At 67.4% G+C, this 24755-nt stretch carries 22 protein-coding genes; 18 read left to right on the forward strand and 4 right to left on the reverse strand.

Annotation, left to right across the window (positions count from 1 at the left end):
- Positions 1-215: 215 nt before the first annotated feature.
- The 4 genes from JX552_RS07440 (at position 216) to JX552_RS07455 (ending at position 4560) form a co-directional block, all read left to right on the forward strand.
- The gene (locus JX552_RS07440) at positions 216-1112 is read left to right on the forward strand and encodes a hypothetical protein (protein WP_205876752.1); all 897 of its coding nucleotides are present in this window, start codon (positions 216-218) and stop codon (positions 1110-1112) included.
- Positions 1112-1759 carry a hypothetical protein gene (locus tag JX552_RS07445; protein WP_205876753.1) on the forward strand — a complete coding sequence of 216 codons (648 nt, stop codon included), beginning with the start codon at positions 1112-1114 and terminating at the stop codon, positions 1757-1759. The genes JX552_RS07440 and JX552_RS07445 overlap by 1 nt, the downstream gene beginning before the upstream one ends.
- A gap of 461 nt (positions 1760-2220) precedes the next feature.
- Positions 2221-2751 carry a hypothetical protein gene (locus JX552_RS07450; protein ID WP_205876754.1) on the forward strand — a complete coding sequence of 177 codons (531 nt, stop codon included), beginning with the start codon at positions 2221-2223 and terminating at the stop codon, positions 2749-2751.
- Positions 2752-3075: 324 nt separating this feature from the next.
- Complete coding sequence (locus JX552_RS07455; protein WP_205878300.1) at positions 3076-4560, forward strand: HNH endonuclease signature motif containing protein; 1485 nt, start codon at positions 3076-3078, stop codon at positions 4558-4560.
- On the opposite strand, the gene JX552_RS07460 is transcribed toward JX552_RS07455, so the two are convergent.
- The gene (locus JX552_RS07460) at positions 4557-5453 is read right to left on the reverse strand and encodes a L,D-transpeptidase (RefSeq protein ID WP_205878301.1); all 897 of its coding nucleotides are present in this window, start codon (positions 5451-5453) and stop codon (positions 4557-4559) included. The genes JX552_RS07455 and JX552_RS07460 overlap by 4 nt on opposite strands.
- Positions 5454-5635: 182 nt before the next feature.
- Here JX552_RS07460 and JX552_RS07465 point away from each other — a divergent pair, with 182 nt between their 5' ends.
- The 3 genes from JX552_RS07465 to secA all read left to right on the forward strand — a co-directional run bounded on the left by JX552_RS07465 (position 5636) and on the right by secA (position 10097).
- On the forward strand, positions 5636-6268 hold the full coding sequence (locus JX552_RS07465) for a ComF family protein (protein WP_205878302.1): 633 nt from the start codon (positions 5636-5638) through the stop codon (positions 6266-6268).
- Positions 6269-6495: 227 nt separating this feature from the next.
- Entirely contained in the window at positions 6496-7179 is a 684-nt protein-coding gene (gene hpf / locus JX552_RS07470; RefSeq protein WP_205876755.1) for a ribosome hibernation-promoting factor, HPF/YfiA family, read from the forward strand.
- A 62-nt stretch (positions 7180-7241) separates the two neighbouring features.
- Positions 7242-10097: a preprotein translocase subunit SecA gene (gene secA / locus JX552_RS07475; protein ID WP_205876756.1), complete on the forward strand. Its 2856-nt coding sequence runs from the start codon at positions 7242-7244 to the stop codon at positions 10095-10097.
- On the opposite strand, the gene JX552_RS07480 is transcribed toward secA, so the two are convergent.
- Positions 10094-10855, reverse strand: a complete 762-nt coding sequence (locus tag JX552_RS07480) for an adenylate/guanylate cyclase domain-containing protein (RefSeq protein ID WP_205876757.1) — start codon at positions 10853-10855, stop codon at positions 10094-10096. The two genes, secA and JX552_RS07480, sit on opposite strands and share 4 nt — an antisense overlap.
- A 69-nt stretch (positions 10856-10924) precedes the next feature.
- On the opposite strand from JX552_RS07480, the gene JX552_RS07485 reads away from it, so the two are divergent.
- Both JX552_RS07485 and JX552_RS07490 read left to right on the forward strand, forming a co-directional pair.
- Positions 10925-12487 (forward strand): HD domain-containing phosphohydrolase, encoded by a 1563-nt coding sequence (locus tag JX552_RS07485; protein WP_241010943.1) that lies wholly within the window; start codon positions 10925-10927, stop codon positions 12485-12487.
- A gap of 49 nt (positions 12488-12536) precedes the next feature.
- The gene (locus tag JX552_RS07490) at positions 12537-14138 is read left to right on the forward strand and encodes an ABC transporter ATP-binding protein/permease (protein WP_241010944.1); all 1602 of its coding nucleotides are present in this window, start codon (positions 12537-12539) and stop codon (positions 14136-14138) included.
- On the opposite strand, the gene JX552_RS07495 is transcribed toward JX552_RS07490, so the two are convergent.
- Entirely contained in the window at positions 14122-15759 is a 1638-nt protein-coding gene (locus JX552_RS07495; protein ID WP_205876760.1) for an alkaline phosphatase D family protein, read from the reverse strand. The two genes, JX552_RS07490 and JX552_RS07495, sit on opposite strands and share 17 nt — an antisense overlap.
- A gap of 85 nt (positions 15760-15844) precedes the next feature.
- Between JX552_RS07495 and mddA the strand changes: the two genes are divergently transcribed.
- From mddA to JX552_RS07510, 3 genes are read left to right on the forward strand one after another with little or no spacing between them, the layout of a single operon-like run.
- Positions 15845-16642, forward strand: a complete 798-nt coding sequence (mddA, locus tag JX552_RS07500) for a methanethiol S-methyltransferase (RefSeq protein WP_205876761.1) — start codon at positions 15845-15847, stop codon at positions 16640-16642.
- Positions 16596-17078, forward strand: a complete 483-nt coding sequence (locus JX552_RS07505; protein ID WP_205876762.1) for a cation:proton antiporter regulatory subunit — start codon at positions 16596-16598, stop codon at positions 17076-17078. Before mddA ends, JX552_RS07505 begins: the two co-directional genes overlap by 47 nt.
- A 6-nt stretch (positions 17079-17084) precedes the next feature.
- A complete protein-coding gene (locus JX552_RS07510; protein WP_205876763.1) occupies positions 17085-18233 on the forward strand; it encodes a cation:proton antiporter in 1149 nt (382 codons plus the stop codon).
- 3 nt (positions 18234-18236) lie between these two features.
- On the opposite strand, the gene JX552_RS07515 is transcribed toward JX552_RS07510, so the two are convergent.
- Positions 18237-18704, reverse strand: coding sequence for an Rv3235 family protein (locus tag JX552_RS07515; RefSeq protein ID WP_205876764.1), 468 nt, complete (start codon positions 18702-18704; stop codon positions 18237-18239).
- Between the two features lie 173 nt (positions 18705-18877).
- Between JX552_RS07515 and JX552_RS07520 the strand changes: the two genes are divergently transcribed.
- Genes JX552_RS07520 through JX552_RS07545 form a run of 6 tightly spaced genes read left to right on the forward strand, consistent with a single transcriptional unit; the run spans position 18878 to position 24713 of the window.
- Positions 18878-20287, forward strand: coding sequence for a WS/DGAT/MGAT family O-acyltransferase (locus JX552_RS07520; RefSeq protein WP_205876765.1), 1410 nt, complete (start codon positions 18878-18880; stop codon positions 20285-20287).
- A gap of 25 nt (positions 20288-20312) precedes the next feature.
- Entirely contained in the window at positions 20313-21155 is an 843-nt protein-coding gene (gene ppk2 / locus JX552_RS07525; protein ID WP_431195965.1) for a polyphosphate kinase 2, read from the forward strand.
- The gene (locus tag JX552_RS07530; RefSeq protein WP_205876766.1) at positions 21152-21664 is read left to right on the forward strand and encodes a DUF6912 family protein; all 513 of its coding nucleotides are present in this window, start codon (positions 21152-21154) and stop codon (positions 21662-21664) included. Before ppk2 ends, JX552_RS07530 begins: the two co-directional genes overlap by 4 nt.
- 15 nt (positions 21665-21679) lie before the next feature.
- Positions 21680-22204: a DinB family protein gene (locus JX552_RS07535; RefSeq protein WP_205876767.1), complete on the forward strand. Its 525-nt coding sequence runs from the start codon at positions 21680-21682 to the stop codon at positions 22202-22204.
- Between the two features lie 37 nt (positions 22205-22241).
- Entirely contained in the window at positions 22242-23375 is a 1134-nt protein-coding gene (locus JX552_RS07540; RefSeq protein WP_205876768.1) for a ferredoxin reductase, read from the forward strand.
- A gap of 57 nt (positions 23376-23432) precedes the next feature.
- Positions 23433-24713, forward strand: a complete 1281-nt coding sequence (locus tag JX552_RS07545; protein ID WP_205876769.1) for a fatty acid desaturase family protein — start codon at positions 23433-23435, stop codon at positions 24711-24713.
- Positions 24714-24755: the final 42 nt, after the last annotated feature.

Below are 24755 nucleotides of genomic sequence, written 5' to 3' on the forward strand. Positions count from 1 at the left end.
GCGGTCGGAGCGGCGGGTAGCGCAGGAACCTCGACCGCGGCAGGTGGCGTGGGTGGGCCGGGTGGTGGCGGCGGCAACGCGGGTGTTGGCGGGTCTGGCGGTTCCGGGGGCCGGTAGTTCGGTCATGGCGGTGCTGGTGGTCACGGCGGAACTGGTGGTGCCGGTGGGGCCGGGGGGTCGGTGGGGCCGGGTGGGATGCCACGGTGGTGGCGCCGATGGCATCAACATCGGTGCTGGTGGCGGGTTGGGCGGAGATGGCGGGAACGGGGGTAGCGACGATCGGCAATGCTGCGTCCGCCGCCCAAGCCGTTGGTGGCCACGGCGGGGTAGGTGTCAAAGCCGGGCATGGCGGCGCAGCGTTCAACGGTGGAACCGGGGACGCCATCGGTGGGGCCGGGGCTGATGGCGTCGACGGCGGAACGGGTGGGGCAGGCGGTGCCGCAACCATCACCAATGCAGCTGCCAGCGGAAATGCTGTCGGCGGTACTGGCGGAGCGGGCGGTGACGGCGGCGGAGTCGGTGGAGCCGGGGGTGAGGCGACGTCGAACTCTGTCATTGGCAGCGCTACTGGCGGGGCCGGCGGGTCCGGCGGGACCCCCGGGGTAATCGGAACCGGCGGGACCGGTGGTATCGGCGGAAGCGCGTCCCTCAGCAACGCGGCCGCGTCTGGTACCGCGCTTGGCGGTGCGGGCGGGTCAGGCGCTTCAGGCGGCCTTGTAGGCGGAGTCGGCGGAGTGGGCGGTGATGTCTTCCTGGGCAAGGGCAGCACGGCTATCGGTAAGGGCGGTGTTGGCGGAAACGGTGGTGATGGCTCCTTCTTCGGCGGCGCCGGCGGCGATGGTGGGAAGGTTTGGGTAACGAACGGCAAAGGAACTTTTGTCGGCGGCGATGGCGGCGCTGGTGGCATCGGCAGCAGCAACCTCGGAGGGGCGGGGGCACGGGTGGTAACGCAATCGATCTGGGTCCGGACTCGACCGGTAGCTACGCAGGGGCGGTGGCGGGGCCGGCGGCGGCGGGAGTGCAGGTGGAGCCGGCGCAGCGGGCGGCAATGTCGGGCTAGGCATCGGAAGCTCCGCCACCGCTGCGGGTGGCGTGGGCGGAAGCGGTGGTGATGGCACTATTCTCCGGCGGCGCCGGTGGCCAAGGCGGGGAGGTGAGGGTGACGAATGGCAGTGGAACATTCACCGCGGGCGATGGTGGGGCTGGCGGCAGTGGTAGCAGCAACATCGGAGGGGCCGGCGGTCGCGGTGGTGACGTGATCGATCTGGGCCAGGGGTCGACCGGTAGCTACACCGGCGGTGGCGGCGGCGGTGGCGGCAGCGGAAATGCGGGCGGATCGGGCGGAGATGGCGGTATGGCTATTACCTTTTCTGGCCACGGCCGCGGCGGCGATGGAGGCGACGGTGGGACCGGCACTGCGGCGAGTGGCGGTGACGGCGGTCGGGGCGGTGAAGCGATAGGCGGCTATGTCGCCGTTGGCGGACGGGGAGGAAATGGCGGCAACGGCACCTATGGCGGCGCGGGAGGGGATGGCGGTGCCGGAGTGTTGGAATTCAGTTCTTCAGCAACGGAAACGGCAGTGGGCGGCGATGGCGGCGTCGGTGGTAACCGCAACCTAGCAAACACTTCAGGCGGCAGTGGCGGCAACGGCGGCGATGTGGCGGCCTATCCCGTTGCGGGCATCCCGGGCACCGGGGGTGCCGGGGGCGCTGGGGGCCCGGTGGCAGCCCAGGCTTACCCGGTAACAACGGGGCGTTGATCGTGAATTGAGCTCGCTGCAGCGTAGTGGCGTAGCCCATGTCGACCGCGGCAGCGACGTCACGACGCGGCCACCGCCTCACCCGCTCGATTGGTTTCGGCGGGCCCTGCCGAGTACATCGATATACGGCTCGGATTTGAGTGTTGTCCTGAATTCCATAAGTATAAATTACACTGATGTAATTTGCCCGCAAAGATTTGCGGAACGCCTCCCAACCCCGTTTTTTCGGCTTCCTCGTTCGCCTGGCAAATGGTGTCGGTGCGGCCAGGTAGCACAGCTTTGGCCGTCAAAACCGTTCCCCGCGTAACTATTCGGGAAAGACACTGTCACGGCACGGCCGGTGGTTGGCATCGGTTCGGCATCCATCAACTTAGGGCTCTAGGCAGGAATTCAGCGCGCCGATACGGTTCCCCATTGTCAATCAATGCGGGGACAATCGGGGCGAATGAATGGAGTTGGCGTTGCGGAATTTCGATCGATTCTGCGTAGCGGTCGCCGCGGGCGCCGGGCTGTGCGGGGCTGCGCTGGCGCTGAGCCCGGGTGTGGTGGCGACTCCGTTGCGAACCGGTGGCGGGAACTGCATCGAGCAGCAGTTGGGCTTCGCTGCCGGGCCGGTAGCGGCGGCGCCGGTGGTGCTGCCCGGGCCGGTGCCGGCGGCGCCGGTCGTGCCGGTGGTGCCGCCCGTGCCCGTTGTCCCGCCGGTTCCTGTCGTGCCTCCGGTGGCGCCGGTGGTACCGGTGGCGGGCGCCGGGGCCGGGGCTGTCGGCGGTGCGCCGGTAGGCGTTCCGATAGTGACCCAGGCCGGCACGGGTAAGGGGGCGCCGATGAATCCGTCGGCCGGAAAGGCAGCCGACCCGGTCGTGCTGCCGGGCCCGCAGACGCCGACCCAAGCCGCGGCGGCAGAAGTGCCCGCGGCACCCATTCCGGCGGTGCTGGCAGGGACGACGACGGCTCTTCCGGCGTGTGGGGCGGTGGGCGCGCCGGCGCAGTAGTCAGGGAATCCCGTTGCCGGGGGTCCAGTACAAGGTCGATGGATGACGCGGCTTTGATCAGGTCCTGGTCGTCACCAACGGCGACAAGATCATCGTCGCCGACCTGATCGGCGAAGTCCTCATCGAGCACACAAGACCCGCACCCGCGGTGACCTACGTCGGCAACGCACGACCCCGCGGTCCATGCCCCAAGAGCGACGAAACGTCACCGAAGTCCTGACACGCCAACTGTCACCGATGCCCTGGGAGATGACACCCGCGGTGTCGGGGTGAGCAGGTACTATAGAACGTATGTTCGATAGATTGCCGTTCGTTGCGCCGGGGATGGCGGAGTATGACGGCTATCGGGAGGTGTTGGCCCACCGGCGGGCTCTGTTGGAGGAGACTGAGCAATCGGTGGGTTGGATGGCGCGGATCGTGGGGGCGGCGCGCTCGGTCAACCAGGACATGGCTGCGGAGTTGGTGGCGATCGGGCAGTTGTTCGCCCACCGCCTGGTGCCGGGTGCAGAGGCGGGGCAGTGGGCGATCGACACGTTCAAGGCGGTGGCGGGGGAGGTGGCCGCGGGGCAGAAGATCAGCCAGGGGCGCGCGGAGACCAAGCTGCGGTATGCCCGGGCGATGCGGGAGCGGTTGCCGGCGGTGGCGGCGGTGTTTTGTGCCGGGGACATCGATCTGGAGGCGTTTTCCACGATCGTGTTCCGCACCGATCTGATCGAGGACCCGCAGGTGCTGGCGGCGGTGGATGCCGCCATCGCGGCGCGGGTGGCGCGCTGGCCGTCGCTGAGTCGGGGTCGGCTGTCGCAGAAGGTGGACGCGATCGTGACTCGCGCCGATGTGGATGCGGTGCGGCGCCGCCAGAAGGTGCAGGCCGAGCGGGAGGTGTGGATCGGCGGCGTGTATGAGGGGCTGTCTCAGATTGATGGGCGGCTGCGTGCCACCGACGCTCAGGCTGTCGATGCGCGGCTGTCGGGGTTGGCGGCCACGGTGTGCCCGAATGATCCGCGCACGCTGGCCCAGCGCCGCGCCGATGCGTTGGGGGCGCTGGCCGCCGGAGCGACCCGGCTGGGCTGTGAGTGCGGGCGCGACGATTGCACCGCGGGCGGGGGTAAGGCGTCCTCGCCGGTTGTGATCCATGTGATCGCCGAACAGGCCACCCTCAACGGCCACAGTGACGTCCCGGGGTGTGTGCTGGGCGGTGAGGACCTCATCACCGCCGAACTCTTAGCGGAGTTGGCGTTGACCGCTAAGCGGGTACCGCTGATCCACCCCGGCTACCACGCACCCGAACCCCACTACACCCCGTCGGCCGCGTTGGCCGCTTTCGTGCGGGCCCGGGATCTGACGTGCCGGTGGCCGGGTTGTGAGGTGCCGGCCACTGGCTGCGATCTCGACCACACCATCGCCTATGCCCGGGGCGGGCCCACCCATGCCGGCAACCTCAAGTGCTACTGCCGCACTCACCACCTGCTGAAAACGTTCTGGGGCTGGAGCGAACAACAACTCGCTGACGGCACCTTGATCCTGACCTCCCCGGCCGGGGACACCCACGTCACCACCCCGGGCAGTGCCTTGCTGTTTCCCAGCCTGTGCCACGCCGTGGGTGGGATGCCCGCCCCCGAAGCCCAAACCCCACCGCAGGACTACTGCGCCCAACGCACTGCGATGATGCCCCAACGCCGGCGCACCCGCACCCAAGACCGCGCCCAACGCGTGGCCGCCGAACGCCGCGCCAACCACCAAACCCGCATCGCCGCCCACCACACCACCGACGGCCCCGCCCCACCCGACAACGAACCCCCACCCTTTTAGCTGGGCGGCCGGTCCGGGTTGAGCGTCGACGGCTGCATCGGCTTCACATCGGCTTCCTTGCCGCTGTCCACTGCTGGGACGCCTTCTTTGACGATCACCGGGTCGCCGACGTGGACTGTGTTGAAATACCACTCCGCGTCGGTGGGGCTCAGGCTGATGCATCCGTGGCTGACGTTCTCGACGCCCATCGCGTTGATCGCCCACGGAGCCGAATGGACGTACAGGCCCCGATTGGTGATGCGCACGGCGTAGTCGACCTGGAGCCGGTAGCCATCGGGGTTGTCGACGGGAATGCCGACACTGCTCGAATCCATCATCACCGAGCGGTCCTTGGCGAGGACGCTGTAGGTGCCCACCGGCGTCTCGTACTCGGGTCTGCCCATCGACGCCGGCAGCACGCCCGCTTCGCCGAAATGCGACCGATGATGCGGCGCCGGCAGCGCCGGCGGCGGCGTATCCGCCTCCACCCCATCCACGCTGACCGTGAAGGTGTGGTTGGTGATGTCGGCGACGCCGACGACGGCCGGACCCGTCTTGAACTCGGTGCGCAGACCGCCCACCGACAGCGCCACGGTGGTGTGCGCCGGCCAGAACCGGTCGGGCACCCATTGCACGACGTTGCTGTCCACCCACTCGAACCGGCCGCTCATCGCGGGCGTCGATGACACCTCGATGGCCCGCTCCACGGCCTCACGGTTCGCGACCGGAGCGCCGAAGGTCACCACCACCGGGTGCGCCACGCCCACGACTGAGCCGCGCACGGGCAGGATCGCGGCGATGTCGGAGTAGCCGCTCGGCTTGCTCGCCGCCATCAGCGTGACGCCGGCGTGCCCGGCGATCACCGTCGAAGTGATCCCGATGAACACCAGCAGAGACCGGATTGCCGCCCGCATGGCTTTCTCTCTCATTCGGGTAATTAGTCGGATGGGTAATAGGACGTCGCTGCTCGAATGGTAGGGCTGCCACCAGCGCGTAAACGTAAGCGCGCGTGCGCAAGTCGGTCAGTGTTTGGTTACAAGTCGGTCTCCATCCGGACTTGTCAGCCCCGGCGGTGACACTTGGGGGCATGCTCGACTTGCTTGACCTGGTCGTGCCGCTGCTGTGCGGCGGCTGCGGAGCGCCGGCAACCCGATGGTGCCCCGTGTGCGCCCACGCCCTCAATGTCGAACCCGGCGAACCGCTGGTAGTGAGTCCCCGCATCGATCCGGAAGTCCCTGTGTTCGCTTTGGGCCGCTACGCCGGCGTCCGGCGCCAGGCCATATTGGCGCTCAAGGAGCGCGGCCGCGGTGACCTCGTCACGCCCTTGGCCCGTTCGCTCGCCGTCGGCGTCCACCGGTTGTTGTGCTGGGGGATGGTGGACACCCCGCTGACGCTCGTGCCGGCGCCCACCCGGCGCGCTGCGGCGCGCCGGCGCGGCGGCGACCCCGTCACCCGCTTGGCTGAAGCGGCGGTCGCGGGCCATCCGGACATCGCCGTCGCCGCCGCATTGCGGATGCGCTCCCTGGCGCGCGACTCGGTGGGCCTGGACACCTCGGCCCGCGAACGCAATGTCGCCGGCCGGGTGCGGTTGCGCGGCTCGCGCCCGGGCACCGAGGTGTTGCTCGTCGACGACGTCGTCACCACCGGAGCGACCGCGCGCGAATCCGTTCGGGTGCTCCGGGCCGCCGGAGTGCGGGTCGCCGCGGTTCTCGCCGTCGCCGCAGCGTGAAGAACTCGCAACAGGTCTGCGAATGGGGTGGCAAGGTGAGGCGAACAACGGCTAACGTCGACACCACCAGCACCCGCGGTAGGAGGTGAGAATACGGTCTCTTGCTCCGGCGGGCAGCCTGCGGCGGTGGCTCCTCTATACCGCTCTAACCTCGTCGGCGCGTATCTGAAATGAATGCCGGGCACGCAGGTCGCGTGTGACGTGAAAAGAGAAACGAGTTGTCACGAATGCCAAGGCTCACCGCGGATTCCGAACAGGTCCTAGCCGCATCCGGAACCGAAGAACAGGCCGAACCGACGGCCAACGCCGAGATCGTGTTCAAGGGACGCAACGTCGAGATACCCGATCATTTCCGCATCTACGTTTCGCAGAAGCTCGCCCGGTGCGAGCGATTAGACAAGACCATTTATCTTTTCGACGTCGAGCTCGACCATGAACGCAACCGCCGCCAGCGCAAGGCGTGTCAGCGCATAGAGATCACCGCCCGCGGGCGCGGCCCGGTCGTGCGCGGGGAGGCCTGCGCCGACAGCTTCTACGCCGCGCTGGAATCCGCCGTCGCCAAGTTGGAGAACCGGCTGCGGCGCGGCAAGGATCGCCGCAAGGTGCATTACGGCGACAAGACGCCGGTGTCGCTGGCCGAGGCCACCGCGGTGCTCCCACCGCCGGAGAAGGCATTCGCCGCCGAGCCGGCCGAACCCCACGAACACGACGGTGCTGTGCTCGACCATGAGCCCGGGCAGGTCGTCCGGGTCAAGGAACACCCGGCCAAGCCGATGTCGGTCGACGACGCGCTCTACGAGATGGAGCTGGTCGGGCACGACTTCTTCCTGTTCTTCGACAAGGAGACCGAACGTCCTTCGGTGGTCTACCGTCGGCACGCCTACGACTACGGCCTGATCAGATTGGCCTGATCAGCTCTTCACCTAGGATGGGGGTCGCCTGAAAGACTCCTACCCAACAGGGGAATAAAGCTGTGCTGTCGAGATTGCTGCGCCTTGGTGAAGGTCGCATGGTCAAACGCCTCAAGAAGGTGGCCGACTATGTGAACACGTTGTCCGACGACGTCGAGAAACTCACCGACGCGGAGCTGAGGGCCAAGACCGACGAGTTCAGAAAGCGTCTCGCGGACGAGAAAAACCCCGAGGACCTCGAGGACCTGCTCCCCGAGGCCTTCGCGGTGGCCCGCGAGGCCGCCTGGCGGGTGCTCGACCAGCGTCCGTTCGACGTGCAGGTGATGGGCGCCGCAGCCCTGCACCTGGGCAACGTTGCCGAGATGAAGACCGGTGAGGGCAAGACCCTGACCTGTGTGCTGCCGGCCTACCTCAACGCGCTGGCCGGCAAGGGCGTCCACGTCGTCACCGTCAACGACTACCTGGCCAAACGCGACAGCGAGTGGATGGGCCGGGTGCACCGCTTCCTCGGCCTGGACGTCGGGGTCATCCTGGCCCAGATGACGCCGGAGGAGCGCCGCGTCGCCTACAACGCCGACATCACCTACGGCACCAACAACGAGTTCGGCTTCGACTACCTGCGCGACAACATGGCCCATTCGCTGGACGATCTGGTGCAGCGCGGGCACAACTTCGCGATCGTCGACGAGGTCGACTCCATCCTGATCGACGAGGCCCGCACCCCGCTGATCATCTCCGGCCCGGCCGACGGTGCGTCCAACTGGTACACCGAGTTCGCCCGGCTGGCGCCGCTGATGCAGAAGGACACCCACTACGAGGTGGACCTGCGCAAGCGCACGGTCGGCGTGCACGAGAAGGGCGTGGAGTTCGTCGAGGACCAGCTCGGCATCGACAACCTCTACGAGGCGGCCAACTCTCCGCTGGTCAGCTACCTCAACAACGCGCTGAAGGCCAAGGAGCTGTTCAACCGCGACAAGGACTACATCGTCCGCAACGGCGAAGTGCTCATCGTCGACGAGTTCACCGGCCGTGTGCTGATCGGTCGCCGCTACAACGAGGGCATGCACCAGGCCATCGAGGCCAAGGAGCACGTCGAGATCAAGGCCGAGAACCAGACGCTGGCCACCATCACGCTGCAGAACTACTTCCGTCTCTACGACAAGCTGGCCGGCATGACCGGTACCGCCCAGACCGAGGCGGCCGAGTTGCACGAGATCTACAAGCTGGGCGTGGTGCCGATCCCGACCAACAAGGAGATGATCCGCACCGACCAGTCCGACCTGATCTACAAGACCGAAGAGGCCAAGTACATCGCGGTGGTCGACGACGTCGCCGAGCGCTACGAGAAGGGTCAGCCCGTCCTGATCGGTACCACCAGCGTCGAGCGCTCGGAATACCTGTCGCGCCAGTTCACCAAGCGGCGCATCCCACACAACGTCCTCAACGCCAAGTATCACGAGCAGGAGGCGGGCATCATCGCCGAGGCCGGCCGGCGGGGCGGCATCACCGTGGCCACCAACATGGCCGGCCGCGGAACCGACATCGTGCTGGGCGGCAACGTCGACTTCCTCACCGACAAGCGGTTGCGGGAACGCGGCCTGGACCCGGTGGAAACCCCCGAGGAATACGAAGAGGCGTGGCACCAGGAGCTGCCCAAGGTCAAGAAAGAGGCGACCGCAGAAGCCACCGAAGTGATCGAGGCCGGCGGCCTGTACGTGCTGGGCACCGAACGGCACGAGTCACGCCGGATCGACAACCAGCTGCGCGGCCGTTCCGGCCGCCAGGGCGACCCGGGTGAGTCGCGGTTCTACCTGTCGCTGGGTGACGAGCTGATGCGCCGGTTCAACGGGGCCGCGCTGGAGAGCCTGCTGACCCGGTTGAACCTGCCCGACGACGTGCCGATCGAAGCCAAGATGGTCACCCGCGCCATCAAGAGCGCCCAGACCCAGGTCGAGCAGCAGAACTTCGAGATGCGCAAGAACGTCTTGAAGTACGACGAGGTGATGAACCAGCAGCGCAAGGTCATCTACGCCGAGCGCCGCCGCATCCTCGAGGGGGAGAACCTCAAAGAGCAGGCGCTGGACATGCTCCGCGATGTGATAACCGCCTATGTCAACGGCGCCACCAGTGAGGGCTACGCCGAGGACTGGGATCTGGACGCGTTGTGGACGGCGCTGAAGACGCTCTACCCGGTAGGCATCAGCCATGAGTCGCTCACCCATCCGGACGCCGACTCCGACCGCGACGATCTGACCCGCGAGGAACTGCTCGAGGCACTGCTCGAGGACGCTGACAAGGCATATGCCGCAAGGGAAGCCGAGCTGGAGGAGATCGCCGGCGAGGGCGCGATGCGTCAGCTGGAACGCAACGTGCTACTCAACGTGATCGACCGCAAGTGGCGCGAGCACCTCTACGAGATGGACTACCTCAAGGAGGGCATCGGGCTGCGGGCGATGGCGCAGCGCGACCCACTGGTGGAGTACCAGCGCGAAGGTTACGACATGTTCACGGCCATGCTCGACGGCATGAAAGAGGAGTCGGTCGGCTTCCTGTTCAACGTCAGCGTGGAAGCGGTGCCGGCGCCCCAGGTCGATGTGGCGCCGGTCGAACAGCCCGAAGGCCTGGCCGAATTCGCGACGGCGGCCGCCCAGCAGGAAGAGCCGCCGGCCCGCGTGAAAGCCCCGAAAGAGCCGGTAAGCACGTTGCGCGCCAAGGGAATCGACGACAGCGTCGACAGCGAGGCGCCCGCGCTGACCTATTCCGGCCCGTCGGAGGACGGCTCGGCGCAGGTGCAGCGCAACGGTGGCGGGGCGGCCAAGACGTCGGCGGCCGCGGGCGGCAGTCGTCGGGAGCGGCGGGCCGCCGCGCGCCAGCAGGGCCGCGGCACCAAGCCGCCGAAATCGGTGAAGAAGCGCTAGAACCCCAGTACGAACGTGTCGAGCGGACGTGGGTGGCCCCGCAGGTTCAGCCGGCGTCGTCGTCCTGATGCCACCGCCTCGTCGGCCACTCCGGCCGCGACGAGCAACTCTCCACCGGCGGCATGTTGTTGCATGCGCGCGGCGACGTTGACCGGGTCGCCCAGGGCCGTGAAGTCGACGACCGCGCCGCCGACGTTGCCGACGTAGGCGACACCGGCATTGACCGCCACCCCCAACTCGAGCCACGGCCTGACGTCGCTGCCATAACCGACAGCCTTGAGTAGGTCAAACCCGGCCGCGACGGCGTGCTCGCGGTATCGCGGGCCGCTGATGCCGCGCACGAAGAACGCCATCACCTCGTCGCCGATGAGTTTGTCGATCACCGCGTCGTGACGCAGCAGCGCGTGCGTCGCGGCGCCGTAGAACCGGTTGAGCAACGCCGCGAAGTCCGTTGCGGCCCCACGCTGACCCAGGGCCGTCGACCCGCGAACGTCGGCGAACAAGACCGCGACGTCTACTTCGGCACCTCCCGCCGGCAGCGCGTCACAACAACGACTACACAGGTTCGGGTTCTTGCGCGACGGGCTGAACCCGGCGACCGCGAGTACGCGACCGGCAGGGCCGCCGAACGGGTTGTTGCACAGTTTGCAACGCGGTGCCGAGGGCAGATAGCGAAACACCCGCCGCGCCTTGACCAACGGCGCGTGACCTTCGGTCAGAACGCTGTCCCAGGGGTTGTGCTCGATCGCCGTCACCATAGGCAGAGGCTAGGGCGGCGCGACGGGGCCCACATGGGGCAACTGCCCCAGAAAGTGCAGAATGAGGGCGTGCACCCGACCCGGAAGCTGCACGGCTCGCCAACAGGCCTGCGCAAAGCCGAATTGCTGGCGGCCATATCCCTGGCGATCGATCTCGGTCTGGGGCAGCCGATGGAACACATGCTGCGGTCCACCCTGATCGCCACCCGGATAGCCGAACGACTGGGCCTGGACGCAGCGCAGCGCGAGACGATGTACTACGCCAACCTGGTGGGATGGATCGGTTGTCACGCCGATTCCCACGAGCTTTCGACATTGTTCGGAGACGACATCGCCTTCCGTGCCGACACCTACGGGGTGGACATGGCCGGCCTGCCTTTCCTGCGTCTGATGGTCAGCCACATCGGGCGCGGACTACCGGCATGGGAACGCGGCCTGCGCTCGGCGGCCTTTCTGCTGACCGCACGCAACCAGGTGGCCGGCCTGATCAGTTCACACTGCAGTTCCGCCGGCGTGCTGTCCGATCGGATCGGGCTGAACAGCCGGGTCGGGGCGGCGCTGGCCTACATCTTCGAACGCTGGGACGGCCGGGGGATGCCGAATGGTGTTCGGGGAGAGGATATTCCGCTGGAAATCCGCGTCGTTCACCTGGCCGATGTCGTGGAGGTCCACCTGCGCACCGGAGGCCTGGAACAGGCGGCCGAGGTCGCCCGGTCCCGGCGCGGCACCCAGTTCAGCCCGGCGGTGGTCGACGTGTTCGTCGATGACGGCGCGGCGATCGTCGAGGGCCTGCTCGACATCGACGTGTGGGCGGCGGCTCTGGCACTGGCGCCGGATCGCGACCGCATCATCGGTGACGACGAGATCGACGAATTACTCAGGGCCATGGCCGATTTCGTCGATCTCAAGTGTCCCTGCTCGCCGGGCTTTTCGCGCGGTGTCGCCGACCTCGCGGCCGCGGCGGGCCGGCACTGCCGGATGCCGTCGGCCGACGTCACCCGGCTGTACCGGGCCGGTCTGGTTCAGGGTCTCGGCAGACTCGGTGTGTCCAATCAGATCTGGGAGAAGAAGAGCCCGCTGAGCACGGCGGAATGGGAGCGGGTACGCATGTACCCCTACCTGACCGGACGCATCCTGAGCCGGATCGAGGGACTCGAGTCGGTGGTATCGGTGGCCACCAGGCACGAGGAACGTCTGGACGGGTCCGGCTTTCCGCGGGGACTTGCCGGCAACGAGCTGACGCCGCACGACCGGCTGCTCGCCGCGGTCGCCGCCTATCACCAGCTTCTCGAGCCCCGCCCGCAGCGGGCTGCCCTGGACCCGGATGCCGCTGCCGGCCGACTTCGCCAGGAGGCGCGCGACGGCCGGCTCGACGCCGACTCGGTGGAAGCTGTGCTGGCCGCGGCCGGGCACCGGCACGCACGGCGCACCTCGTGGTCGTCGGGGCTCACCGCCCGGGAGGTCGAAGTGCTCCGGCTGGTCGCCCAGGGCCGGTCCAATAAGGAAATTGCCGCCGAGTTGTTCATCGCCGAGAAGACCGCACGCAATCACGTCGAGCGGATCTACGCCAAGTTGGGTGTCAACAACCGCACCCAGGCGAGCCTCGCGGCCATCGATCGCGGAATGATTTGAGGCAGCCGCCCCATGTAACCGGTCCCGCCGCTGGCCGATGATCCTCGACATGACCGCACTAGTGCATGCCATCGACGTGAGCCGGCGGGCCGGCGCACGAAACATCCTGCAGCAGCTGTCCCTGTCCATCGAACCCGGCGAGCTGGTTGCCATCGCCGGTGGCAGCGGAGCGGGAAAGACCACCCTGCTGAAGATCCTTGCGGGACTACAGCCACCGTCCGGCGGCGCAGTCTCACACCACCTGGCCGGGCGTGACGCCGGCATCGGCTACGTGCCCCAGGACGACATCATCCACCAGGAGATGCCGCTGCGCCGCACGCTGCGCTACGCGGCCCGGCTGCGACTGCCGGCGGGCACCACGGCTGCCGAAGCGGATCGGGTGGTCGAGCAGACCATGGCGGATCTCGACCTGACCGATCGGGCCGAGGTGCCGGTCCGTGCGCTGTCCGGCGGCCAGCGCAAGCGCGCCAGCATCGCCGTCGAGCTGCTGACCCGCCCCCGCCTTTTCTTCCTCGACGAACCCACGTCCGGACTCGATCCCTCGACCGCGGCCGACGTTATGCGGCTGCTGCGCGGCCTAAGCGAGCGCGGGGTGACGGTCGTGCTCACCACGCACGAGCCGGCCGGCATCGATCGCTGTGACCGGGTGATCTTCCTCGCCCGCGACGGCCGGCTGGCGTTCAGCGGCAGTCCGATCCATGCGCGGCGGCATTTCGGGGTGGACAGCCTGGCCGACGTCTACGACCGACTGGCCGGCGAGTACCTGCCGATGATCGAGCCGATCGCCAAGATGCCCGTCCAGGCGCCACCGGACGGTCCGGAAGTCAAGCGGCCGAACCCTTTTCGGCAGTGGTGGTTGCTCACGCGGCGCAATCTCGATGTGCTGGTTCGCAACCGGCTGACCCTGGCGGTGCTGCTCGGTTCGCCGGTACTGGTCACCGCGATGATGGCGACGCTGTTTCGCCGCGGGGCCTTCGACGCCGGTGCCGCGGCCGACGTCGGCCCGGCCCAGATCGTCTTCTGGATCGCGTTCGACGGATTCTTCTTCGGCCTCACCTACGGTCTGCTCCAGATCGTCGGGGAGATCGCCGTATTCCGGCGCGAGCGCCGCGCCGGGCTGAGCGTGGGCGCTTACGTGGCGTCCAAGGTCACCGCCCTGTTTCCGGTGCTGGCCGCGGTGAGCGCGGTGCTGCTGGTCGTGCTGCGGGGTCTCGGCCGGCTGCCCGCCGTCGGATGGCACGTGTACGGCCTGCTCTTCGTGACGATGCTCATCGAAGCAACCTCCGCTCTGGCCCTGGGTCTGCTCGCCTCCGCCTCGGTGCACAACGCCGCTCAGGCTGCGCTCGCGTTGCCGATGCTGTGCTTCCCGCAGGTGCTGTTCGGCGGGGCCATCGTCCCCGTCGACAAGATGGCGTTCCCAGGCCGGTTGATGAGCTTCGGCCTGTCCAACCGCCACGCATTCGAAGCGCTGGGGCGCGACCTGAATCTGGACCGGTTCACCACCACACTGCCGGCCATGTCGGCCTACCGGGAAACGTTCAGCGGAAGCACCGGCGGGAGTCTGATCGCGCTGGGTTCGTTCGCCGTGGGCCTCACGCTGGCCACGGTGTGGGTGCTGGACCGGCGGTCGACCGTCAGGTCGACCGGCTGAGCCGCACCCGGCCCACCTCGTCCAGGGCGGCGGCGCCGCGGGGCTGTTCGAACAGCACCTCGGCGCTGCGGCCGTCGATGAGCAGGGTGGCGATGGTGTTTCCGAACAGGGGACCGCAGGTGTTCGCCCAGGAGAACGGGAGCGGTGGGACGCCGCGCAGCCGCGCCCAGCACCGGGCGAGCTTGGCGGCGGGCCGCGTCCAGGCCAGCGTGAACACCGGCTTGACGAACAGCGGCACATAGTTGTTCACCGGCGAGCACACCAGTTGGTGCGCAGTCGCCCCAGCGCACGCGCCGGCCCACTCGACGCGCGCGGCGTAGCTGTGGTGGACGTCGCCGGAGAGCACGTTGACGGTGGCGGGTCCGTCGGGACGACCGGCGACCGAGTAGATCAGCTCCGCGAGCCGTGCGAACGATTTGTGGAACGCCGGCCAATGCTCGAGATCCAAAGCCTGGCGGGTGTTTTCGGCAAGCCTGCCGCGCCAGCCAGGCCGGTCGGCGTTGCGCTCGTTGACCGCCTCGAGATCTCCCAGGGCAGGTGGCATCAACCACGGCACCGACGAGGCCAGCATCAGGTGGTCCAACTGCTCCAAGCCGTCGGCGACCTGTGCTTCGACCCAGCTGAACTCGCGTTCCCCGATCATCATGCGTTCACCGGAATCGAGGATGCGGCCGTTGCGCGAGTCGACCATGATCAGCCGGCTGCGGCCGAAATCCCAGCGGTAGCTGAATCGGACGCCCTTGGTGTGGTCGACCTCGTTGTCGGCGCGGTCGGCCAGGGCGATCAGATGCGGCCAGCAGTCGCCGTCGGTGCTCACCAGGCGCCGGTAGTCCTCGTCCTCGGCCAACTCGGCCGGACTCAGGTTGCCGAGGTGCTGATACACCCAGTACGACGCCAGACCGGCCCGGATCCGGTCTCGCCACCACGGCTTTCGTTTGATGTCGGCCCGCCAGGACGCCGACGTGTTCCAGTCGTCCCTGATGTCGTGATCGTCGAAGATCATCGCGGTGGGCACCGTGGACATCAGCCATCGAATCTCCGGATCGCTCCACGAATGACGGTACAGCCGTTCGTATTCGGCGAAACTCACCACTTCGTCCGGGGGGCGGCCGGCGCGCTTGGTTGGGGTGCGCCGACCGGCCAGGCGGCGTCTCGCCTCTGGTGTCAGTTCGTCGGCGTAGAGCTGGTCGCCCAGCAGGATGAGTGCCTCGGGCCAGTCGTCGATCGGCTGGGTGGCCATCCGGGCGGCGTAGACATCCAGCGCGTCGAGCCCGAGCTTGGGCTCAATGCTCGAATCGTCGGTCTTGGGGTACCGGCACGATCCGAAGATGGCCTGTAGCCGATGGGTGGATGCCGGCCCCCTGGTGCGGATGACGCTCGGCGGGAAGGGCGAGTCCGGAAGCGGCCAGACGACGTCACCGTCACACTTGACGTCGTATTCGGTGACGGTGTCCGGGGTCAGCCCCGTCACCGTCACCAGGGCGTAGTGATAACCCTGCACGGCGAACGTCCGGGCGGATGCGCCCAGCACCTGCACCGTTGCCGCGTGCTCGGTCTGGACCCACACCAAGGCGGTCGTGTCGGATACGTGCCGCAAGGCGGGACCGAGCAGGAGTGCCATTGAACCACCCTACGGGCAGGTGCGCATCGGTGTTTGAGGCATCCGCCCCATGATCGGACCCACTTCCCGGGCCGACAATCGGCCGATGAAACGTTATCTGACAATCGGTTACGGCATCCTGAGCTACCTCACGTTCCTGGTCGCCTTTCTCTACGCCGTCGGCTTCGTCGGCGCACTCGTGGTGCCGCGCAGCGTCGACAACGGGATCGCCGCACCTCCGGGTCAGGCGGTGGCGATCGATTTGGGTCTACTCGGCCTGTTCGGCGTCCAGCACAGCGTGATGGCCCGGCCGGCCTTCAAGCGTTGGTGGACTCGCTTGGTGCCGAAAACGATTGAGCGCAGCACCTATGTGTTGCTGGCCAGTTCGGTGCTGCTGCTGCTCTACTGGCAGTGGCGGGCCCTGCCGGGTCACGTCTGGGAGGTGGGACAACCCGTCGGACGCTGGGCGCTGTGGGCGCTGTTCTGGCTCGGCTGGGTCATGGTGTTGTCCTCGACCTTCATGATCAACCATTTCGACCTGTTCGGCCTGCGTCAGGTGTACCTGGCATGGCGCGGGAAACCGTACCGGGACTTGGGCTTTCGCACCCACCTGTGGTACCGGCTGGTGCGCCATCCGCTCATGCTCGGCTTTCTGGTGGCGTTCTGGGCGGCGCCGACGATGACCGCGGGACGTCTGTTGTTCTCGATCGGCACCACGGCCTACATCCTGATCGCCCTGCAGCTGGAGGAGCGCGACCTGACAGCGCAACTGGGCGAGCGTTACCGCGACTACCGACGCCGGGTGCCGATGTTGATCCCGTTTCCGTCCAGGCGGAGATTGGTCAAGGATGGAGAGCATGGAGGTCAAGGAGGTGCTGCTGCCCGGTGTCGGTCTGCGGTATGAATTCACCAGCCGTCATGGTGAACGGATCGGCATCGTGGCTCGGCGTACCGGCGACTTCGACGTCGTGGTGTACGGCGCGGAAGACCCGGACCAGGCCCGGCCGGTTATCCATCTGGCCGAGGACGAGGCCGAAGCAGTTGCCCAGATCTTCGGAGCGCCAAGGATTGCCGAGCGGTTCGCCGAACTGACCCGCGAGGTGCCCGGACTGGAAGCCGGGCAGGTCCATGTCACGGTGAGCAGTCCGTTCGTCGACCGTCCCCTCGGTGACACCCGCGCCAGGACCCGCAGCGGCGCGTCGATCGTCGCCATCGTGCGCGACGACGAGGTGCTGGCGTCGCCCGGTCCGGCGCAAACCCTGCGGGCACGAGACGTGCTGATCGTGATCGGTACCCAGCAGGGGATTGCCGCGGTCGAGCAGATCATCGACAAGGGCTGAGCCGAGGTGGAAATCTCACGCGCCCTGCTGTTTCAGCTCGGCGCACTTCTGACCATGCTCGCGTTGCTCGGCGCTGTCGCGCGCCGGTTCGGGTTGTCCCCGATACCGGTGTATCTGGTGGCAGGGCTGTCGCTCGGCAAGGGCGGATTGCTGCCGGTGGCCGCTGCCGACGACTTCGTCATCACCGCGGCCCCCATCGGCGTGGTGTTGTTGCTGCTGACATTGGGCTTGGAGTTCTCCGCGACGGAGTTCGCGTCCAGCATGCGCCATCATCTGCCGTCGGCCGGCGTGGACATCGTCCTCAATGCGACGCCGGGCGCGCTGGCCGGCTGGTTCCTGGGGTTGAACGGGGTAGCCATGCTGGCGCTGGCGGGCGTCACCTACGTCTCGTCGTCGGGGATCATCGCGCGGCTGCTGGAAGACCTGGGGCGGCTGGGCAACCGCGAAACGCCGGCGGTGCTGGCCGTCCTGGTACTCGAGGACTTCGCGATGGCGGGTTACCTGCCGCTGCTCGCCGTGTTGGCTGCGCGGGGCAGTTGGCTGGATGCGCTGGGCGGCATGCTGGCGGCGATCGGCGCGCTGCTCGCGGCGTTCGCGGCCTCCTACCGGTGGGGTCATCACATGGGACGCCTGGTGACGCATCCTGATGCCGAGCAGATGTTGCTGCGAGTCCTGGGCATCACCCTGATCGTCGCCGCCGTGGCCGAAACGCTGCGGGCGTCGGCCGCGGTGGGGGCCTTCCTCGTCGGCCTCACGTTGACTGGTGAAACGGCTGATCGGGCGCGTCAGGTCCTGGGGCCGCTGCGCGATCTCTTCGGCGCGATCTTCTTTCTGGCTATCGGACTGACCGTCGACCCGAGAGAGCTGCTGCCCATGCTGCCAGTCGCGATCGCTCTGGCGATCATCACCTCAGCGACCAAGGTGCTCACCGGAATGTTCGCCGCGCGCCGCGACGCAGTGGCCCGCCGCGGGCAGGTACGAGCCGGAGCCGCGCTGGTTGCCAGGGGCGAATTCTCCCTGATCATCATCGGGCTGGTCGCCACGTCGATTCCGGCGGTTGCGGCGCTGGCAACCTCTTACGTCTTCATCATGGCCATTGCCGGGCCGGTGTTGACTCGCTACACCGGGGGGCGGGTGCCCGCGGACACCCTGTAGCCCTCAACCGATGTGCAGCGCGACGACCAACCATCGGCCGGCAGGCAGCTCTTCGACCCGGCAGGCGATCGCGTGGACCCGTTCGCCGCGGCTGTAGGAGCCGAACACCTCGGCTGCGTCATCACCGCGGGCAGGCTGTACCCGCATCCGGCGCAGCACCGCGGCGCCCGGTGTCCCCGCAGTCGCCCGGCTGACCGCGAATACCGAGTCCACCAGGCCCGGCGCCAACACCGCGCCCAGTTGGGCGGCGGGTCGGCGCCGGTCCATCACCTCGAGCACCCGGCGCAACGCGGCGTCGGCGAAGACGGCTGCCTGGCGCATCCGCGGGGACAGCGGGGTGGTCGGCGCCGGATGCAGCCGAGGGCGGGCCGCCGGGGGCGACGGCAGGCAGCGCGGGACATTGGGGCCGGGTGCGCGGGTCGGCGGTTCGTAGTCGATCACCGGCGTTACGGCGGCGTCGGAAACGGGCACCCGTGGAGGGTGGCAGACAGTCGCCGGTCTGCGGTATTCACCCGCCGGCGTTCATCCACAACCACGGGCCGCGCCAGCCCCGACCTTCGCAAAGCCGCGAATGCGGTTACGGTGGGCGACAGCATGATCCCTGAAACGAAAGTGGACGACTTGACGAGGAGGACCGAGCCGCGATGGTGACTCGTTTGTCCACTGCGGACGCGTCCTTCTACCGGCTGGAAAACACGGCGACACCCATGTACGTCGGTTCGCTGTCGATCTTGCGGCGCCCGCGATCCGGGCTGAGCTACGAGACGCTGTTGGCCACCGTTGAGCAGCGGTTACCGCAGATCCCGCGGTATCGGCAGAAGGTGCGCGAGGTCAAGTTCGGGATGGCCCGACCGGTATGGATCGACGACCGCGACTTCGACATCACCTATCACGTCCGGCGCTCGGCGCTGCCCTCCCCGGGCAGCGATGAGCAACTGCACGAGCTGATCGCGCGACTGGCTGCCCGCCCCCTGGACAAGTCCCGACCGTTGTGGGAGATGTACCTCGTCGAAGGTCTGACCAAGAACCGCATCGCCCTCTACACCAAGTCGCACCAGGCGCTGATCAACGGCATGGGCGCGCTGGAGATCAACCACGTCATCGCCGACCGGACGCGACGGCCGCCCGCGTTCCCCGAGGACATCTGGGTCCCCGAACGTGATCCCGGCAGCACCCGACTGATGATCGGCGCTATCGGCGACTGGATCGTGGGTCCGGGCACCCAGCTGCGCGCCGTCGGATCCTCGCTGACCGGCCTGGTGACCAGCTCCACCCAACTGGCCGAGGCGGGGCGCCGGGTGTTCGACATCGCGCGCACAGCGGCCCGGGGGACCGCTCCGAGCAGTCCGCTCAACGCCACCGTGTCGCGCAACCGGCGGTTCACGGTGGCCCGCGGGAAGCTCGACGACTATCGGGCGGTGCGGGCGCGCTATGAGTGCGACATCAACGACGTGGTCCTGGCGGTGGTGACCGGGGCACTGGGCAACTGGCTGATGTCGCGCGGCGAGGCCGTCTCGTCGACGGCGACCGTGCGCGCGCTGGCGCCGCTGTCGGTGTACGCCGACGAACAACTCGACTCGACCGGCCCCGGCCAGGCGATGAGCGAGGTGACCCCGTTTCTCGTCGACCTGCCGGTGGGGGAGGGCAACGCGGTGGTGCGGCTGTCGCAGATCGCGCACGCCACCGAGTCGAATCCGGGGGCATCCAGCCGGGTCGACGCCAGGACCATCGTCACGTTGTCGGGTTTCGCCCCGCCGACCCTGCACGCCATGGGCATCAGGGTGGCGACCAGCTATTCGGCCCGCCAATTCAACCTGCTGATCACCAATGCGCCCGGAGCGCAGTCGCAGATGTACATCGCCGGCACGAAACTGCTGGAAACCTATGCGGTGCCGCCCCTGCTGCACAATCAGGCGCTGGCCATCAGCGTCACGTCCTACAACGGAATGTTGTATTTCGGGATCAACGCCGACCGCGACGCGATGAGCGATGTCGATCTGCTGCCGGGGCTGCTGACCCAGGCGCTGGACGAGCTGCTGGACGCTTCCCGGTAGTTCGCTGCGGGTACCGATAACATCCATTGGTGTGAGCACCCCGAAGAAGAAGAAATCTGCGACCGCGCCGAAGCTCTCCAACGACCTCTATGAGGCCGAATTATTCAGGCTGCAAACAGAATTCGTGAAGCTCCAGGAGTGGGTGCGGCACACCGGGGCGCGGCTGGTGGTCATCTTCGAGGGCCGCGACGCCGCGGGCAAGGGTGGCGCCATCAAGCGGATCACCGAATACCTCAGTCCCCGCGTCGCTCATATCGCCGCGCTGCCCGTGCCGACCGGCCGGGAACGCGGTCAGTGGTACTACCAGCGTTACATCAGCCACCTGCCGGCCAAAGGGGAGATCGTGCTGTTCGACCGGTCGTGGTACAACCGCGCCGGCATCGAGAAAGTCATGGGATTCTGCACACCCCACGAGCATGCGCTGTTCCTGCGCCAGACGCCGATCTTCGAACAGATGCTCATCGACGACGGGATACTGCTGCGCAAATACTGGTTCTCGGTGTCCGAGACCGAGCAGTTGCGGCGATTCAAGGCCAGGCTCAATGATCCCGTGCGGCAATGGAAGTTGAGCCCGATGGACATGGAGTCGGTGTACCGCTGGGAGGATTATTCGCGCGCCAAGGACGAGATGATGGTGCACACCGACACCCCGGTGAGCCCGTGGTACGTCGTGGAGTCCGACATCAAGAAGCACGCGCGGCTGAACATGATGGCGCACCTGCTGTCCACGATCGAGTATCAGGATGTGGAAAAGCCCGTGGTCAAGCTGCCGTCGCGGCCGGTGGTCAGCGGAAACTACAAGCGGCCGGCGCGGGAACTGTCCAAGTACGTCGACGATCACGTCGCCCAATTGATGCGTGGCGCATGACTCACGTCTACATCCCCGCCACCCTGGCCATGCTGCAGCAACTCGTCGCCGACGGATCCTTGCGCCCGGTCAGTGGCACTGCCTTCGCCGTCACCCCGAAATTGCGGGAGTCCTACGCCGAAGGCGACGACGACGAACTCGCCGAGGTGGCACTGCGGGAGGCGGCGCTGGCTTCGTTGCGGTTGCTCGCGGTGGAGCACGGTGACGAGTTGCCGCCGCGACGGGCGGTGCTGGCCGCCGAACTCGACCCGGACGCCGGCGGGGTCACCTTCCGTCCCGATCTGGACGACGCGGTGGTCAGAGTGGTCGGCTCGGTGCCTATGGATCGGGTGATCGCGGCGTATGTGGACAACGCCGCCGCCGAGCAGGCGGTGTCGGCGGCCATCGAGGCCATCGACGACGCGGATCTGGGCGACGAGGACGCCGAGTTAGTCGTCGGTGACGCCCAGGATCACGACCTGGCGTGGTACGCCACCCAGGAGCTGCCCTTCCTGCTCGAACTGCTCTGAGCGCATCATTGAGGCGTGGATACCGGAACGCTCGCGAGTGACCTGGAGAGAGCCCGAGTCGAATTCCACCGTCTGCTGGACGAAGCGGCGCGGACGAACGCGTGGTCCGCGCCGACACGCGGCACCCGCTGGACCAACGAACAGCTGTTGTTCCACATGGTGTTCGGCTACCTGGTCACCCAGCGACTGCTGGTGCTGGTGCGGCTGTTGGGAAGGTTGCCCGATCCCGTCAGCCGCATCTTCGCGGGCACTCTCAACGCCGCGAGCCGGCCCTTTCACGTCGTCAACTACTACGGTTCGTGCGCGGCCGCGCTCGTCTACAACCGGCGCCGGATGGGCCCCAAGTTCGATCGGGTGATCGCGTCACTGCAGCGCGGGCTCGCCCGGGAAAGCGACGGCGACCTGCGTCGCGGCATGTATTACCCGACGCGCTGGGACCCGTTCTTCAGCGTGTACATGACGTTGGAGGACACCTACCGGTACCCGGGACTGCATTTCGACTTCCATCGAGACCAGCTCGCCCTCAGCCCGTTCAGCTAGCTACGGCACCGTAACTTACGGTACCGTAGCCTTTGTTATGGGCATCAAGAACGCGGTATTGTCCGCCAACGTCGTCAACACCAGGCGCCCGACCGTCGCCGGCGCCGATCGGCATCCCGGCTGGCACGCGCTGCGCAAACTGGCCGCACGAATCACCACGCCGCTGCTGCCCGACGACTATCTGCGCCTGGCCAACCCGTTGTGGTCGGCCCGCGAGCTGCGCGGCCGCATCGTGGCGGTGCGCCGCGAGACCGAGGACTCCGCCACGCTGGTCATCAAGCCCGGCTGGGGGTTCAGCTTCGACTACCAGCCCGGCCAGTACATCGGGATCGGGCTGTTCATCGACGGGCGCTGGCGGTGGCGGTCGTACTCGCTCACGTCGAGCCCCGTCAGCGCAGGCACCATCACCATCACCGTCAAGGCGATGCCCGAGGGTTTCCTGTCCAGCCACCTGGTGGCCGGCGTCGAACCCGGGACCATCGTCCGACTGGCCGCACCGCAGGGCAATTTCGTGCTGCCGGACCCGGCGCCGCCGGCGATCCTCTTCCTCACCGCTGGATCCGGCATCACGCCGGTGATGTCGATGCTGCGAACATTGTTGCGCCGCAACCAGATCGGCGATATCACCCACCTGCATTCGGCGCCGACCGAGACGGACGTCATGTTCGCCGCCGAGCTGGCCGCACTGGCTGACCGGCACCCCGGCTATCGCCTGTCGATACGCCAGACCCGGACCCAGGGCCGGCTCGACCTGTCCCGGCTCGACGAACAGGTGCCTGACTGGCGCGACCGCCAGACCTGGGCCTGCGGGCCGGAGAGCATGCTCGCCCAGGCGACCAAGGTCTACAGCGCCGCGGGCATCGAAGACCGGTTGCACCTGGAACGGTTCGCGGTCGCCCGCGCGGCGCCGGCCGGAGCGGGCGGCACGGTGACGTTCGCCCGCAGCGGCAAGACGGTGACCGCCGATGCGGCGACATCGGTGATGGATGCCGGTGAAGGAGCAGGTGTGCAGATGCCGTTCGGCTGCCGGATGGGTATTTGTCAGTCCTGTGTCGTCGACCTGGTGGATGGTCATGTTCGTGACCTGCGCACCGGCGAACAACACGATCCCGGAACTCGCGTACAGACGTGTGTGTCGGCCGCATCCGGCGACTGCGTGGTCGACATCTAGAGTTACTGGCAGGTAACCTACGGGTACGTAGGTTATTCAGAATCCACCGAGGAGACCATGGCGATCACGGACGTCGAAGTATTTGCGCACCTGACAGATGCCGACATCGAAAATCTGGGCATCGAACTGGATGCGATCCGCCGCGACATCGAAGATTCGCGCGGCGAACGCGACGCCCGATACATCCACCGCACCATCGCCGCGCAGCGCGCGATGGAGTTGTCCGGTCGGGTGATCCTGGCCGCCAGCTCACGACGCAAGGCATGGTGGGCCGGCGCCGCGACCCTGGGCGTGGCCAAGATCATCGAGAACATGGAGATCGGCCACAACGTCATGCACGGCCAGTGGGACTGGATGAACGATCCCGAGATCCACTCCTCCACCTGGGAGTGGGACATGAGCGGGTCGTCCAAGCACTGGCGGTACACCCACAACTTCGTGCACCACAAGTACACCAACATCCTGGGCATCGACGACGACGTCGGCTACGGTCTGCTGCGGGTCACCCGAGACCAGCCCTGGAAGCGCTTCAACATCTTCAATCTCGTGTGGAACTCCTTGCTCTTGCTCCTGTTCGAATGGGGCGTCGGCCTACAGCACGTCGAGATCGGCAAGATCGTCAAGAAGCGGATGGACCACGAGGAGGCCCGCGAGCGGATCGACGAGTTCCTGCTCAAGGCCGGTCGGCAGGTGGTCAAGGACTATGTCGCCTTTCCGGCGCTCACCTCACTGTCGCCCGGCGCGACGTACTCCTCGACGCTGAAGGCCAACGCGCTGGCCAACGTGATCCGCAACGTCTGGGCCAACGCCGTCATCTTCTGCGGCCACTTCCCGGACGGCGCAGAGAAATTCACCAAGTCGGACATGATCGGTGAGACGCGGGGCCAGTGGTACCTGCGGCAGATGCTCGGCAGCGCCAACTTCGAGGGCGGCTGGCTGCTGCGCTTCATGAGCGGCAACCTGTGCCACCAGATCGAGCACCACCTCTACCCGGATCTGCCCAGCAACCGGTTGCACGAGATCTCGGTGCGCGTCCGGGAGGTCTGCGACAAATACGACTTGCCTTACACCACAGGCTCTTTCCTGATGCAGTACGGCAAGACGTGGCGCACGCTGGCCAAGCTTTCGCTGCCGGACAAGTACCTGCGCGACGGCGCCGACGATGCGCCCGAGACGCGCAGCGAGCGGATGTTCGCCGAGCTCGGGCCGGATTTCGCCGGCACCGACCCGACGACCGGCCGCCGGCGTGGTCTCAAGACCGCGATCGCCACCGTACGCAGCTGGCGGCGCAACCGGCGTGCGGTGGTCGCGCCCACCGATGACGACCTGGCGGCTTAGCTTTCCCCGGTCACTTTCGTCGAGCGTGTTCTGAAGGGCGGG

Origin of the sequence: Mycobacterium gordonae (genome assembly GCF_017086405.1) — a bacterium.
GTDB lineage: Bacteria > Actinomycetota > Actinomycetes > Mycobacteriales > Mycobacteriaceae > Mycobacterium > Mycobacterium gordonae_D.